The organism is Streptomyces sp. FIT100 (assembly GCF_024584805.1).
Lineage (GTDB): Bacteria > Actinomycetota > Actinomycetes > Streptomycetales > Streptomycetaceae > Streptomyces.
Genome location: NZ_CP075715.1, coordinates 2749054 through 2762611, shown reverse-complemented (window position 1 = coordinate 2762611; position 13558 = coordinate 2749054). Strand labels below are relative to the sequence as shown.

Here is a 13558-nt window from a genome sequence, read left to right as displayed (position 1 = left end):
GGACATGAAGAGGGGGCGAGGGGGAGCGCGTTGAACTTAGGTTAGCCTAACCTAAGTTTGCGCGGCAATCGGCCCTCGCCCCCCTGGGGAAGCAGCTGTTACGTCAGCGTTCGCCCGACGGTCGGTCAGGCATCGTCGTCGGGGGTCTCGCGCAGGGCGTCCTCGCTGAGGCCCCTGCGCCAGTAGCCGACGAACGTGACACGGCGGCGGTCCAGTCCGCGCTCGTTCACCAGATGACGGCGCAGCGCCTTGACCGAGCCGGACTCGCCGGCGATCCAGGCGTACGGAGCGGCACCGGCGAAGCCGGCGGCGCGCACCGCGTCGACGGCCGAGGGCGCGCCCTCCGCCCGCACCAGCCAGGTGACGGTCGCGTCGGCCGCGGTCTGCGGCTCCAACCGGTCCTCGGCGTACGGGACTTCGAGCCATACCTGTGCGCGGATCCCGGCCGGCAGCGACTCCAGAATCGCCGAGGCGGCGGGCAGCGCCGTCTCGTCGGCCCACAGGAGCACGGAGTCGGCGTCGCCGGGCAGCCGGAAGCGCACGGCCGTGTTGTCCGCGACCGCGGGGCCCAGGACGGTGACGCGGTCACCGCAGGAAGCCTTCTGCGCCCAGCGGCAGGCCGGGCCGCCGTCCGTGTGGACGGCGAAGTCGATGTCGACCTCGCCGTGTGCACCGGCGTCCGGTCGCTGCTCCCGCACGGTGTACGAGCGCATCACGGCCCGCACGTCGTCCGGCAGCGCACGCCAGGCGCCGAGCGCGGCGTACATGTCCCCGTCCTCCGGCACCGGCACGACCGGGGCCTCCTGGCCGGGATGCGGCAGGAAGAGGGAGAGGGACTGGTCGCGGCCTCCGGAGGCGAAGTCCTTGAGGGCTGCTCCCCCAGAGCCTTCGGCCTGGGAGGTGCCCCCACCGAAGGTGACACGGATCAGTGACGGGCCGAGCCGCCGCGTCCGTACGACCTGGAGAGGAAAGAAACGGAACGGGGCGGCTGCGGCTGCCGTCATCGTCAGGCGACCTTCTTCGCGTTCTCGATGGCCTCGGCGAGGTCGTTGAGGATCGGCGTGCACTTCTCGTACGAGTAGATCGGCTCGGTGACGCGCGGGACGACCTGGCCGGCCTTGACGGCGGGCAGCTGGGCCCAGGTCGGCTTGGACTTCAGGGCGTCGGGCTGGATGGCCGAGGCGCGGTTGTCCATCATGATGACGTCGGCCTTGTACTTGTCGACGTTCTCCCAGCTGAGGCTCTCGAACCAGCCGCCCTGGTCGAGCTTGGTGGGCGTCACGAAGTTGACGCCGAGCTCCTTGAAGTAGAGCGTGTCGGTCGGGCGCTCCGGCGCGGAGATGTAGAACAGGTCGGCGCTGGCGGAGCCGACGAGCACCTTGATCTCGGGCTTGGCCTTGGCGGCCGCGCGCAGCCGGGCGGCGGCCTTCTCGAAGGCGGCCTTGGCGTCGGTGACCTTCTTGCCCTTCACATCGGCGCCCAGCGACTCGGCCAGCTCGACGTGGCGCTGGAGCACCTTCGGCATGGACAGGTCGGAGGCCCACAGGGCGACGCTCGGGGCCAGCTTGAGGATCTTGTCCTTGGACTGGTCCGGCACGTACCAGAGGGCGTTCTTCTCCCACATGTCGGTGACGAGCAGCTCGGGGGCGGTCGCCGCGTACTGCTCGACGTTGAACTCGCCCCAGACATTGCCGAGAACCTTGACCTTGTCGATGTCGAGGTCGCCGGCCTGGACGTCGGGGGTCTTGGTGCCCTTCGCCTTGTCCTCGACGTACGTCGGGCCGAAGACGGCCTTGACCTCGATGCCGAAGTCGTGGAGCGCGGCGGCGGCGCCGGTGAAGGCCACGATGTTCTTCGGAGTGGACTTCGCCTTGGCCGTCTGGCCGCGGTCGTCCTTGAACTCCCACGGACCGGACTTGGCGTCGGCCGACGAGTCGCTCTTCGACTCGCCACCGCAGGCGGTCAGTGCGGCGCCGAGCCCGAGGGCGCCGCCCGCGGCAAGCAGACCGCGACGGGTGAGATGGGAAGCGCGGGCGTTGGGCATGGGCGTTGTCGCTTTCGGTGCGTGCCGGGGTCGGCCACTGGCAAGTTCGTGGGTAGGTTAGCCTAACCTCAGATCTTGTTCAGCGGCCGCCCCCCGTGACGCTGATCACCGCCCGCCAGGGAACGCCTGTCGCCGCCGTACGGCCACCACCGCACTCGCCACCGTGCCGGCGGCACCTGCGCCGGCGGTCGCTTCGAACGGCACGCTGTCCCCCGGATCAGGGGGACAGCGCCTGCGTCAGGCGGAGATCCCCAACTCCCTCGCGATCAGCATGCGCTGGACCTCACTCGTGCCCTCGCCGATCTCCAGGATCTTGGAGTCCCGCCACATCCTGGCCACCGGGTACTCGTTCATGAAGCCGTAGCCGCCGTGGATCTGGGTCGCCTCGCGGGCGTTGTCGACGGCGACCGTCGACGAGTACAGCTTCGCCAGCGCCGCCTCCTTCTTGAAGGGCTCGCCGAGGACGAGCCGGGAGGCCGCGTCGCGCCAGGAGAGACGGGCGGTGTGGGCCTTCATCTCCATGTCGGCGATCTTGAACTGGATGGCCTGGTTGTCCCCGATCGGGCGGCCGAAGGCGTGCCGCTCCTTCGCGTACTTCACGGACTCGTCCACACAGCCCTGGGCGAGGCCCGTCGCGAGGGCGGCGATGGCGATCCGGCCCTCGTCGAGGATGCGCAGGAACTGGGCGTAGCCGCGGCCCTCCTCGCCGAGCAGATTCCCGAACGGGACGCGGACGTCGGAGAAGGACAGCTCGCGCGTGTCCGACGCGTTCCACCCGACCTTCGAGTAGGGGGCGGCGACGGTGAAGCCGGGGGTGCCGGAGGGGACGATGATCGAGGAGATGAGCGGCTTTCCCTCGGGGGTGCGGCCGGTGACAGCGGTGACCGTGACCAGCCCTGTGATGTCCGTACCGGAGTTGGTGATGAAGCACTTGGAGCCGTTGATCACCCACTCGCCGGTGGCCTCGTCGCGCACGGCGGTGGTCTTCGTGCCGCCCGCGTCGGAGCCGGCGTCCGGCTCGGTCAGCCCGAAGGCGCCGAGGATCTCGCCGGAGCACATCCGGGGCAGCCACTCCCGCTTCTGCTCCTCGGTGCCGAAGCGGTGGACCGGCATGGCGCCGAGCGAGACCCCGGCCTCCAGGGTGATCGCGACGGACGAGTCGACGCGGGCCAGCTCCTCCAGGGCGATACCGAGGGCGAGATAGTCGCCGCCCATGCCCCCGTACTCCTCGGGGAAGGGCAGCCCGAACAGGCCCATGCGGCCCATCTCGCGGACGATCTCGTAGGGGAACTCGTGCCGCTCGTAGAAGTCGCCGATCTTCGGGGCGATGACGTCATGGGCGAACTCCTCCACCGTGCGGCGGAGTTCCTCGTGCTCAGGGGCGAGACGGTGGTCCAGGGACATGGCTAGGACTCCTTGTGGGAAGCCGTGCCCGCGAGGGCGCGAACGGTACGGGAGGGGCTGGGACGGCCCAGCCGCCCGGCCAGCCACACACTGGTGGCGGTGAGCCGGCCGAGGTCGACCCCGGTCTCGATGCCGAGGCCGTGGAGCATCCACACGAGATCTTCGGTGGCGAGGTTTCCGGTGGCGCTCTTCGCGTACGGGCAGCCGCCGAGGCCGCCCGCGGAGGCGTCGACGGTGGTGACGCCGTGCTGAAGCGCGGCCAGGGTGTTGGCCAGCGCCTGGCCGTAGGTGTCGTGGAAGTGGACCCCGATGGCGCTGGTCGGCACACCCTCCTCGTTGAGCTCGGCGAGGAGGGAGAGGACATGGCCGGGCGTGGCGACGCCGATGGTGTCGCCGAGGCTCAGCTCGTCGCAGCCCAGGTCCATCAGCCGTCTGGAGACGCGGACGACCTGGTGGACGGGGACCTTGCCCTCCCAGGGGTCGCCGAAGCACATCGACAGATAGCCGCGGACATGGATCCCGTCGGCCTTCGCGCGTGCGACGACCGGCTCGAACATCGTGAGCGACTCGTCGACCGTGCGGTTGAGGTTGCGGGAGGCGAAGGTCTCGGTCGCCGACCCGAAGACGGCGATGCGGCGGGCGCCGAGCGCGACGGCCCGGTCCAGTCCGCGCTCGTTGGGCACGAGGACGGGCAGGGCGACGCCCTCGATGTCGCCGAGCCGGGGGAACAGATCCTCGGCATCGGCCAGTTGGGGCACCCACTTCGGGTGGACGAAGCTGGTCGCCTCGACGGTGGTCAGCCCCGCGTCGGCGAGGCGGTGGACGAACTCCGCCTTCACCTCGGTGGGGACGACCTCCTTCTCGTTCTGCAGCCCGTCGCGGGGCCCCACCTCGTGGATCCGCACCCGTGGCGGAAGATCCGCGACGGGCACCTCCATCGGCAGTCCCTCGGTCATGCCTCGCCCTCCTCTCGCGGGGTGACGACCGCGAGCACCTGGTCCATGGCAACGGTGGCCCCCGGGGTGACGTCCAGCTCGGTGACGGTGCCGGCGTGCGGGGCGGAGATGACGTGCTCCATCTTCATCGCCTCGACGACGAGCAGGCTCTGGCCCGCGGTGACCTCGTCGCCGACCGCCACCTTCACGACCGTGACGGTCCCGGGCATGGGCGCGGCGAGCGTGTCCGCGCCCTGGTGCGCGGCGCCGCTGAGACTCGCCGCGACCGGGTCGTGGTCCAGGACGTGCCAGGAGTCCCCGTCCCGGCCGAGCCAGCTCCCTCCGGGCGCGGCGGCGTGGGTGAAGGTGTGGGTGACACCGTCCACCTCGACCCAGACCCGTGTCTCCGTCCTCGCCCCCCGGACGGGGCCGAAGGGAATCCGGACCGACACCGGCTCGTGGCCCGGCACACGGAAGTGGCGCACCGCCGGGGCCGGTTCACCGCCGAGCCGCCAGCCCGACGGTACGGAGAACGGGTCGGTCCAGCCGTCCGCGTCCGCGGCCCGGGACGGCTGCCGCAGCAGCGCCGCCGCCTCGTACACCTCCGCCGGAACCGTGGCGTCGACGAGGCCGTCCACCTCACGCTCGACCAGCCCGGTGTCCAGCTCGCCGGAGACCACCGCGGGGTGGGCCAGCAGCCGGCGCAGGAAGCCCGCGTTCGTGGGGACGCCCAGGGTGACCGTCTCCGCCAGGGCGGCGCGCAGCCTGCGCAGGGCGCTCGCGCGGTCCGGGCCGTACGCGATGACCTTCGACAGCATCGGGTCGTAGAGGCTGGAGACCTCCACGCCCTCGCTGAGGCCCGAGTCGGTGCGGACGCCGTCGCCCTGCGGCTCGTGAAGGGCGAGGACCGTACCCCCGGAGGGGAGGAAGCCGCGGGAGCCCTCCTTGACGGACACGGTCTCGGCGCAGATGCGGGCCTCGACGGCGTGGCCGGTGAGCGTGATGTCGTCCTGGGCGAAGGGCAGCTTCTCGCCCGCCGCGACGCGCAGTTGCCACTCCACCAGGTCCAGCCCGGTGATCAGCTCGGTGACCGGGTGCTCGACCTGGAGCCGGGTGTTCATCTCCATGAAGTAGTACGAGGAAGGGTCCCCGCCCGGGACGATGAACTCGACCGTGCCCGCGCCCCGGTACCCGCACGAGCGGGCCGCCTGCACGGCCGCCTCGCCCATCGCCGCCCGGGTCTCCTCGTCGAGCAGGACGGACGGCGCCTCCTCGATGATCTTCTGGTGGCGGCGCTGGAGCGAGCACTCGCGCTCGCCGAGGTGCACCACATTCCCGTGGCCGTCCGCGAGGACCTGGATCTCGATGTGCCGGGGGCGGTCGATCCACCGCTCGACGAGCAGTGTGTCGTCGCCGAAGGACGCCCGCGCCTCGCGCCGCGCCGCCGCGATCTCCTCCAGGAGCGCCGACTCCACGCGGGTGAGCCGCATGCCCTTGCCGCCGCCGCCGGCCGAGGGCTTCAGCAGCACCGGCATGCCGATCTCCCGGGCGGCCTCGGCCAGTTCGTCGTCGGTCAGCCCGGACCCCGAGGAGCCGGGCACCACCGGAACCCCGGCCGCACGGACCGTCTCCTTCGCCCTGATCTTGTCGCCCATCAGGGAGATCGCCTCGGCGGGCGGTCCGATGAAGGCGAGGCCCGCGTCCGCACAGGCCCGCGCGAATTGCGCGTTCTCCGCGAGGAAGCCGTAGCCGGGGTGGACCGCCTGGGCGCCGGTCCGCCGGGCCGCGTCCAGCAGCCGCTCCACGGAGAGATAGCTCTCTCCCGCGGGCGGCGGACCGAGCCGCACCGCCGTGTCCGCCTCCCGCACATGCCGGGCGTCGGCGTCGGCGTCGCTGAAGACGGCGACCGAGCGGACGCCCAGGGTCCGGAGCGTACGGATGACGCGAACCGCGATCTCGCCCCGGTTGGCGACGAGAACCGTGTCGAACATCAGCTGTCCTTCGAGTGTCACAGCAGTCCTCACATCCGGAAGACGCCGAAGCCGGGCTCGCCCAGCGGCGCGTTGGCACAGGCGGTCAGGGCCAGACCCAGCACCTGCCGGGTCTCCAGCGGGTCGATCACCCCGTCGTCCCACAGCCGGGCCGTCGCGTAGTACGCGCTGCCCTGCTGCTCGTACTGGGCGCGGATCGGGTCCTTGAACGCCTCTTCCGCCTCCGCGGGCCACTCCTCGCCGCGGCCCTCGATCTGGTCCCGCTTGACCGTCGCGAGCACCGAAGCGGCCTGCTCCCCGCCCATGACCGAGATCTTGGCGTTGGGCCACATCCACAGGAAGCGCGGCGAATAGGCCCGCCCGCACATCGAGTAGTTCCCCGCGCCGTACGAACCGCCGACGACGACCGTCAGCTTCGGCACACGGGTGCACGCCACCGCCGTCACCATCTTGGCGCCGTGCTTGGCGATGCCCCCTGCCTCGTAGTCCCTGCCGACCATGAACCCCGAGATGTTCTGGAGGAAGAGCAGCGGGATGCCGCGCTGGTCGCACAGCTCGATGAAGTGGGCGCCCTTCTGGGCGGATTCGGAGAACAGGATGCCGTTGTTGGCGACGATGCCGACCGGATGGCCGTGGATCCGGGCGAAGCCGGTCACCAGGGTCGTGCCGAACTCCGACTTGAACTCCGCGAACCGGGAGCCGTCCGTGACGCGGGCGATGATCTCCCGCACGTCGTACGGCGTGCGGGAGTCCACCGGCACCGCCCCGTACAGCCCGAACGGATCCACCTTGGGCTCCTCGGCCGGCTCGACCGGCCAGGGGAGCGGGCCGCGCCTCGGCAGCGTCGAGACGATCGTGCGCACGATGCGCAGGGCGTGCGCGTCGTCCTCCGCCAGATGGTCGGTGACGCCGGAGACCCGCGAGTGCACCTCGCCGCCGCCGAGCTCCTCGGCCGTGACCACCTCGCCCGTCGCGGCCTTCACCAGGGGCGGGCCGCCGAGGAAGATCGTCCCCTGGTCCCGCACGATCACGGCCTCGTCGCTCATCGCCGGCACATACGCCCCGCCGGCCGTGCAGGAGCCGAGCACGGCAGCGATCTGCGGGATGCGGGCGCCGGACAGCCGCGCCTGGTTGTAGAAGATCCGGCCGAAGTGCTCGCGGTCCGGGAAGACCTCGTCCTGCATCGGCAGGAAGGCGCCGCCCGAGTCGACGAGGTAGACGCACGGCAGCCCGTTCTCCAGCGCCACCTCCTGGGCGCGGAGGTGCTTCTTCACCGTCATCGGGTAGTAGGTGCCGCCCTTGACCGTGGCGTCGTTGGCGACGACCACCACCTCGCGGCCGCTGACCCGGCCGATTCCGGCGATCACCCCGGCGGCCGGTGCCTGTCCCTCGTACATCCCCTCGGCCGCGAGCGGCGCCAGCTCCAGGAACGGCGAACCGGGGTCCAGGAGGGTGTCCACCCGGTCGCGGGGCAGCAGCTTCCCGCGCGCGGTGTGCCGGGCGCGGGCCTTCTCACCCCCGCCCAGCCTGGCCGCGGCCAGCTTTGCGCGCAGCGTGTCGACGAGGGCGCGGTGCGCCTCCTCGTTCGCCTGCCAGGCCGCGGATGCGGGATCCGCCGCACTCGCCAGCACAGGTGCCTGCTGCATCCGGCGGGCTCCCTTCGTGTTAATGAGCGTTAACCCATGTCCTCCAGGTTAACGAGCGCTAACTGCCTTGTCTAGAATCGATGCCATGACCACCAGGACCGACGCCCTGACCCGGCGCGAGCAGATCCTCAAGGAGGCCGCACGCCTCTTCGCCGAGCGCGGGTTCCACGGCGTCGGCGTCGACGAGATAGGCGCGGCCGTGGGGATCAGCGGCCCCGGCCTCTACCGCCACTTCCCGGGCAAGGACGCGATGCTGGCCGAGCTGCTGGTCGGCATCTCCGGCCGGCTGCTGGACGGCGGCAGGCGCCGGGTCGCCGAGGCGGACGGCGTCCCCGAGCAGGTGCTGGCCTCGCTGATCGACGGGCACATCGACTTCGCCCTCGACGACCGCCCCCTGATCACCCTCCACGACCGCGAGCTGGACCGGCTCCGCGACAGCGACCGCAAGCTGGTGCGCCAGCTCCAGCGGCAGTACGTCGAGCTGTGGGTGGACGTGGTCCGCACACTGCACCCGGAGATCCCCGAGGGCCAGGCGCGGGCGGCCGTCCATGCCGTGTTCGGCCTGCTGAACTCCACCCCGCACCTCGGCCGGGGCGCGGGCGGACTGCCCGGCCGCGCCGCCATGGAGGCGCTGCTGCGCAAACTGGCGCACGGCGCGTTCGCCTCGCTGTCGGCCTGACGCCGCCACCGTCGGCCCGGCGCCGCCGTCGGCCCGGCGCCGCCGCTCTCGGCCCGGCGCCGCTCTCGGCCCTGCCGGAGGCGTCCAGCCAGCGGGACGCCAAGCACGCTCCGCACACCTGGCGGCACAATGGGCGCATGCCGATACCGAACCGCGCCGCCCTTGTCGACCACCTCGTCCGCACGCGTATCGCCGGAGCCGTCGCCACCCCCCGCGACAACAACCTCTCCCACTACCGCAAGCTCTCCAACGGAGACCGCCACTACTGGCTGGGCCTGGAGCTCGGCGACCGCTGGACCGACGAGCAGGACGTGCTGGCCGTGATGGCGGAGCGCTGCGGCGTCAACGACGACCCGCAGTACCGGTTCGGGCAGGACACCATCGACCCGGAGCTGACCGTCGACGCGCTGGACCGGATGGCCGCCCGGCTGAAGCAGGCCGCCGCCGGACGGGAAGCGGTGCTCTTCGCGACCGGCCACCCCGGCGGGCTGCTCGACGTGCACCGGCAGACCGCGGACGCGCTGAGATCCGCCGGCTGCGAGATCGTACGGATCCCGTCCGGGCTCATGGCCGACGAGGGCATGGTCTACCAGTTCGCCGACGTGGCGATGCTGGAGCGCGGGGCGACCCTGTGGCACACCCACTCACCCGAGCCGATGGCCGCGATCCTGGACGGCCTGGAGCGCGATGGGCGCCCGCTGCCGGATCTCGTCGTCGCCGACCACGGCTGGGCCGGCTGCGCGGGTCAGCGCGGGATCGACGCGGTCGGCTACGCCGACTGCAACGACCCGGCGCTCTTCATCGGCGAGGCCGAGGGCACGCTCCAGGTCACCGTCCCGCTGGACGACCACGTCACGGACCCGCGCTTCTACGAGCCGATGACGGCGTATCTGCTGGAGGCGTCGGGGCTGCTCTGACCGGGCGGTCGGCGGTCGGCCGGCCGGCCGGTGACCTGCGGGCCTCAGCGCGGGCTCGTCGGGCCGGTGCCGCCCGGCCGCACCTGATGCACCCCCGGGGTCGGGTCCAGGTACACCCGGCGGATCGCCGGGAAGCGCTGACGCAGTTGCTCCTCGGCGTCCTCGCAGGCCCACTCGACCTGTTCGGCCGACGCCACGTCCCGGAAGTTCACCTTCGCGGCGATCAGGATCTCGGTGGGGCCCTGGATGAGTGTCGTCAGTTCCAGCACGCCGACGATGTGCGGGACGGTGAGGAGCTCCTCGTGGACCGAGTCCCGCATCGTAGGCGGCAGTGGCCGCCCGATCAGCAGCTCGGCGTTGCTGTGGCCCAGCACCCAGGCCACGTACACCAGTAGCAGGCCGATAAGGATCGAGGCGACGCCGTCCCAGACGGAGGAGCCGGTGAGCTGGGCGCCCGCAAGGCCGCCCGCCGCGAGCAGGAGGCCGCTCAGGGCCGCGGAGTCCTCCATCACCACGGCCTTGACGGCGGTGTCGGGGGTGTAGCGCAGATAGCGGCGGGCGGGCGTGCCGAAGCGTGCCGCCTCGCCGCGGATCTGGCGGATGCCGGTCCGCAGTGAGAAGCCCTCCAGCACGGCGGCGACGGCGAGCACGATGTACGACGGCAGCGGGTTGCCCAACTCCTCGCCGTGCGCGAGCGTGTGGATGCCGTCGTACAGGGAGAAGACGGCGCCGCCGACGAAGGTGGCGACGGAGGCGAGCATCGCCCAGATGTACCGCTCGGGGCCGTAGCCGAGCGGATGCTCCTCGTCCGCCGGTCTCACGCTCCGCCGCAGAGCGGTGAGCAGCATCACCTCGGTGACGGTGTCGGCGACCGAATGGGCGGCCTCGGAGAGCATCGCGCTCGATCCGCTGATGACTCCGGCCACGGCCTTCGCCACCGCGATGCCGAGGTTCGCCAGCGCCGCGACGATCACGGTGACGGTGCTCTCCGGCGTCTCACCCTGCTCGATGCGCTCCGGGGGCGGTACGGGCTCGTCGGCCTGCCCGCCGGAGCCGTGGCCTCCGCCCGTGATCTCCTCGCTCGCCATGAAGGGAGGGTATGTCCGTTGTGCGGCCGCATCGCGGTCCGACCCGTGCGGCGCCGGACTGGTTGCGGGGCGAGTGACCGCGCAACCGGTGAAGACACGACCTAGTCGCGCGGAACGCGGACCACGCCCTCCTGGATCACCGAGATCGCCAACTGCCCCTCCCGCGTGTAGATACGGGCCTGGCCGAGCCCCCGTCCGCCGTGCGCGCTCGGCGACTCCTGGTCGTACAGGAGCCACTCGTCGGCCCGGAACGGCCGGTGGAACCACATGGCGTGGTCCAGCGAGGCGCCGACGACGTCCCCGACCGCCCAGCCGCCCCGCCCGTGTGCGAGCAGGACGGAGTCGAGCAGTGTCATGTCGGAGACGTACGTGGCGAGGCAGACGTGCAGCAGCGGGTCGGCCGTGTACGCGTCGAGCTTGCCGTTCGTGCGGAACCACACCTGCGAGCGCGGTTCGCGCGGCTCTCCGACGCTGGCCCACGGCGTCGCGCCGACGTAGCGAAGGTCGACCGCCGCACGCGCCTGGACCAAGCGCTCGGCGATGTGCGGCGGCAGATGGCGGGGCAGCGCCTCGGCGGCCGTGGGCAGGGTCTCGGGGTCCGGCGCCGGAGGCATGGCCGCCTGGTGGTCGAGCCCTTCCTCGTAGGTCTGGAAGGACGCCGAGAGGTGGAAGATCGGCTGCCCGTGCTGCACGGCGACGACCCGGCGGGTCGTGAAGGAGCGGCCGTCGCGGATCCGGTCGACCGTGTAGACGATGGGGGCGCCCGGGTCGCCGGGGCGCAGGAAGTACGCGTGCAGGGAGTGCGCGGTGCGGTCGTCGGGGACGGTGCGGCCCGCGGCGACCAGCGCCTGGGCCGCGACCTGACCGCCGAAGACGCGGGGCACGATCGCCGAGCGCGAGCGGCCCCGGAAGAAGTCCTGCTCGATCTGCTCCAGGTCGAGCAGATCGAGCAGTTCGTCAAGCGGCTGTGCGCCTTCGCTCACAGGGTCACAGGCCCATCGACTTGGCGATGATCGACTTCATGACCTCGCTGGTGCCGCCGTAGATGCGGTTGACGCGGTTGTCGGCGTACAGGCGGGCGATCGGGTACTCGTTCATGTAGCCGTAGCCGCCGTGCAGCTGGAGGCAGCGGTCGATGACGCGGTGGGCGACCTCGGTGCAGAAGAGCTTCGCGGAGGCGGCCTCGGCGGCGGTCAGCTCGCCCGCGTCCAGCGCCTCCAGGGCGCGGTCGGCGACGGCCTCGGCGGCGTCCACCTCGGCCTGGCAGGCGGCCAGTTCGAACTTGGTGTTCTGGAAGGACGCGACCGTCTTGCCGAAGACCGTGCGCTCCTGCACGTACTGCTGGGCGAACCGGACGGCGGCCTTGGCCTGGGCGTACGCGCCGAAGGCGATGCCCCAGCGCTCGGAGGGCAGGTTCTGGCCGAGGTAGTGGAAGCCCTTGTTCTCCTCGCCGAGCAGGTCCTCGACGGGGACCTTGACGTCGACGAAGGCCAGCTCGGCCGTGTCGGAGGTGCGCAGGCCGAGCTTGTCCAGCTTGCGGCCGATGGAGTAGCCCTCCGCCTTGGTGTCCACGGCGAAGAGCGAGATGCCGAAGCGGCGGTCGTCCTCGCGCGGGGCGGAGGTGCGGGCGCACACGATCACGCGGTCGGCGTGCACGCCACCGGTGATGAACGTCTTGGCGCCGTTGAGGACGTAGTGCGTGCCGTCCTCGGAGAGTTTGGCGGTGGTCTTCATGCCGGCGACGTCGGAGCCGGTGCCCGGCTCGGTCATGGCCAGCGCCCACATCTCCTCGCCGGTGACGAACTTCGGCAGGAAGCGCTTCTTCTGCTCGTCGTCGGCGAGCATCTTGATGTACGGCAGGGCGAGCAGGACGTGCACTCCGGAGCCGCCGAACTGGACGCCCGCGCGCGCGGTCTCCTCGTACAGCACCGCCTCGAACTTGTGGGTGTCCAGGCCCGCGCCGCCGAACTCCTCGGGGACGTTGATGCCGAAGATGCCCAGCTCGCCGAGCTTGTCGTAGAAGTCGCGCGGCGCCTGGCCCGCGGCGAACCACTCGTCGTAGACGGGGACGACCTCGGCCTCGATGAAGGCGCGGATCGTCTCGCGGAACGCCTCGTGGTCCTCGTTGAATACGGTCCGACGCACGGACGCCTCCTCGTGCTGGTCCCGGGGTGCCCCTGGGTACGACATGTCTAAGCGCTTGCTCAGGGTAAGTTACCCGGCGGTTCGCAAGCCTGTCCAGAGTGAGATGCGGCACCCCCGCCGATCGGTCCGCTGTCGAGGCGCGCGCCTCCCCGTTCAGCCCTGGGGGAGGGTGGGCGTTCCCGACTGCGGGTCCTCGCCGTCGTAGGAGTCCAGTGCGGCCTGGCGCAGTTCGAGGAGTTCGCCGAGGTCCTCGGGGGTCAGGCGGTGCAGGGTCAGCTTCACCGCGGCCCTGCCCTCCACCTCGGCCCATGCGCGGCGGGCGCGCTTGTTGGCCCGGCACCTGGTGGCGCTGCGGAGGAAGCCGGCCCCGGCCGCGAACCCGGCGGAGGCCAGGGCGAGCAGCGCCGCGGGGATCCGCGCGTCCGCCGTGGCCAGGCCCGCCGCTCCCGCCGTGCCGGCGAGGAGGGCCGCGGGGAAGCCGAGGGCGACATCGGCCTTGGCCCAGAACTCGGCTCGCCGGTGGGCGAGTGCCTTCTGGCGCACCGCCTCCTCCCGCAGCCGCTCGATCTCGGTGCGCAGACGGCGCTCGGGCTCGTCCGGGTCCAGGGTCGTGATTCCATCGGCGGGAGAGGCCATGGGCGTATTCCAACACGGCTGTGGCACACGGGACTTGGGTCGTGCCGACAGCCTTCGGGCGCGAGAGTCGTGG

At 71.6% G+C, this 13558-nt stretch carries 12 protein-coding genes; 2 read left to right on the top strand and 10 right to left on the bottom strand.

From position 1 onward, the window contains the following. Positions 1-125: 125 nt before the first annotated feature. From KK483_RS11935 to KK483_RS11910, 6 genes are all read right to left on the bottom strand, one after another. The gene (locus KK483_RS11935; protein ID WP_262005207.1) at positions 126-1004 is read right to left on the bottom strand and encodes a siderophore-interacting protein; all 879 of its coding nucleotides are present in this window, start codon (positions 1002-1004) and stop codon (positions 126-128) included. 2 nt (positions 1005-1006) lie between these two features. Next, positions 1007-2044 carry an ABC transporter substrate-binding protein gene (locus KK483_RS11930; protein ID WP_262005206.1) on the bottom strand — a complete coding sequence of 346 codons (1038 nt, stop codon included), beginning with the start codon at positions 2042-2044 and terminating at the stop codon, positions 1007-1009. A gap of 237 nt (positions 2045-2281) precedes the next feature. Continuing rightward, positions 2282-3448, bottom strand: a complete 1167-nt coding sequence (locus KK483_RS11925) for an acyl-CoA dehydrogenase family protein (protein WP_262005205.1) — start codon at positions 3446-3448, stop codon at positions 2282-2284. 2 nt (positions 3449-3450) lie between these two features. Continuing rightward, a complete protein-coding gene (locus KK483_RS11920; protein WP_262005204.1) occupies positions 3451-4404 on the bottom strand; it encodes a hydroxymethylglutaryl-CoA lyase in 954 nt (317 codons plus the stop codon). Beyond that, on the bottom strand, positions 4401-6374 hold the full coding sequence (locus tag KK483_RS11915) for a biotin carboxylase N-terminal domain-containing protein (RefSeq protein ID WP_262005203.1): 1974 nt from the start codon (positions 6372-6374) through the stop codon (positions 4401-4403). Before KK483_RS11915 ends, KK483_RS11920 begins: the two co-directional genes overlap by 4 nt. Positions 6375-6403: 29 nt before the next feature. Then, complete coding sequence (locus KK483_RS11910) at positions 6404-8020, bottom strand: carboxyl transferase domain-containing protein (RefSeq protein WP_262005202.1); 1617 nt, start codon at positions 8018-8020, stop codon at positions 6404-6406. Positions 8021-8105: 85 nt separating this feature from the next. Between KK483_RS11910 and KK483_RS11905 the strand changes: the two genes are divergently transcribed. Then, positions 8106-8699: a TetR/AcrR family transcriptional regulator gene (locus tag KK483_RS11905; protein WP_262005201.1), complete on the top strand. Its 594-nt coding sequence runs from the start codon at positions 8106-8108 to the stop codon at positions 8697-8699. Positions 8700-8836: 137 nt separating this feature from the next. Next, complete coding sequence (locus KK483_RS11900) at positions 8837-9616, top strand: phosphatase (RefSeq protein WP_262005200.1); 780 nt, start codon at positions 8837-8839, stop codon at positions 9614-9616. 44 nt (positions 9617-9660) lie between these two features. Here the strand turns inward: KK483_RS11900 and KK483_RS11895 are convergent, their stop codons facing one another. The 4 genes from KK483_RS11895 to KK483_RS11880 form a co-directional block, all read right to left on the bottom strand. After that, a complete protein-coding gene (locus KK483_RS11895; protein ID WP_262005199.1) occupies positions 9661-10704 on the bottom strand; it encodes a cation diffusion facilitator family transporter in 1044 nt (347 codons plus the stop codon). A gap of 101 nt (positions 10705-10805) precedes the next feature. After that, the gene (locus KK483_RS11890; protein ID WP_262005198.1) at positions 10806-11687 is read right to left on the bottom strand and encodes an acyl-CoA thioesterase II; all 882 of its coding nucleotides are present in this window, start codon (positions 11685-11687) and stop codon (positions 10806-10808) included. Positions 11688-11691: 4 nt separating this feature from the next. Then, positions 11692-12849, bottom strand: a complete 1158-nt coding sequence (locus tag KK483_RS11885) for an acyl-CoA dehydrogenase family protein (RefSeq protein WP_262005197.1) — start codon at positions 12847-12849, stop codon at positions 11692-11694. A gap of 153 nt (positions 12850-13002) precedes the next feature. Beyond that, positions 13003-13485 carry a hypothetical protein gene (locus KK483_RS11880; RefSeq protein WP_262005196.1) on the bottom strand — a complete coding sequence of 161 codons (483 nt, stop codon included), beginning with the start codon at positions 13483-13485 and terminating at the stop codon, positions 13003-13005. Positions 13486-13558: the final 73 nt, after the last annotated feature.

Bases quoted from the DNA above. Each gene is read 5' to 3' on its own strand.
- KK483_RS11880 (WP_262005196.1), bottom strand. From the start codon at position 13,485: ATGGCCTCTCCCGCCGATGGAATCACGACCCTGGACCCGGACGAGCCC.
- KK483_RS11910 (WP_262005202.1), bottom strand. From the start codon at position 8,020: ATGCAGCAGGCACCTGTGCTGGCGAGTGCGGCGGATCCCGCATCCGCG.
- KK483_RS11925 (WP_262005205.1), bottom strand. From the start codon at position 3,448: ATGTCCCTGGACCACCGTCTCGCCCCTGAGCACGAGGAACTCCGCCGC.
- KK483_RS11900 (WP_262005200.1), top strand. From the start codon at position 8,837: ATGCCGATACCGAACCGCGCCGCCCTTGTCGACCACCTCGTCCGCACG.
- KK483_RS11920 (WP_262005204.1), bottom strand. From the start codon at position 4,404: ATGACCGAGGGACTGCCGATGGAGGTGCCCGTCGCGGATCTTCCGCCA.
- KK483_RS11935 (WP_262005207.1), bottom strand. From the start codon at position 1,004: ATGACGGCAGCCGCAGCCGCCCCGTTCCGTTTCTTTCCTCTCCAGGTC.
- KK483_RS11895 (WP_262005199.1), bottom strand. From the start codon at position 10,704: ATGGCGAGCGAGGAGATCACGGGCGGAGGCCACGGCTCCGGCGGGCAG.
- KK483_RS11915 (WP_262005203.1), bottom strand. From the start codon at position 6,374: ATGTTCGACACGGTTCTCGTCGCCAACCGGGGCGAGATCGCGGTTCGC.
- KK483_RS11905 (WP_262005201.1), top strand. From the start codon at position 8,106: ATGACCACCAGGACCGACGCCCTGACCCGGCGCGAGCAGATCCTCAAG.
- KK483_RS11930 (WP_262005206.1), bottom strand. From the start codon at position 2,044: ATGCCCAACGCCCGCGCTTCCCATCTCACCCGTCGCGGTCTGCTTGCC.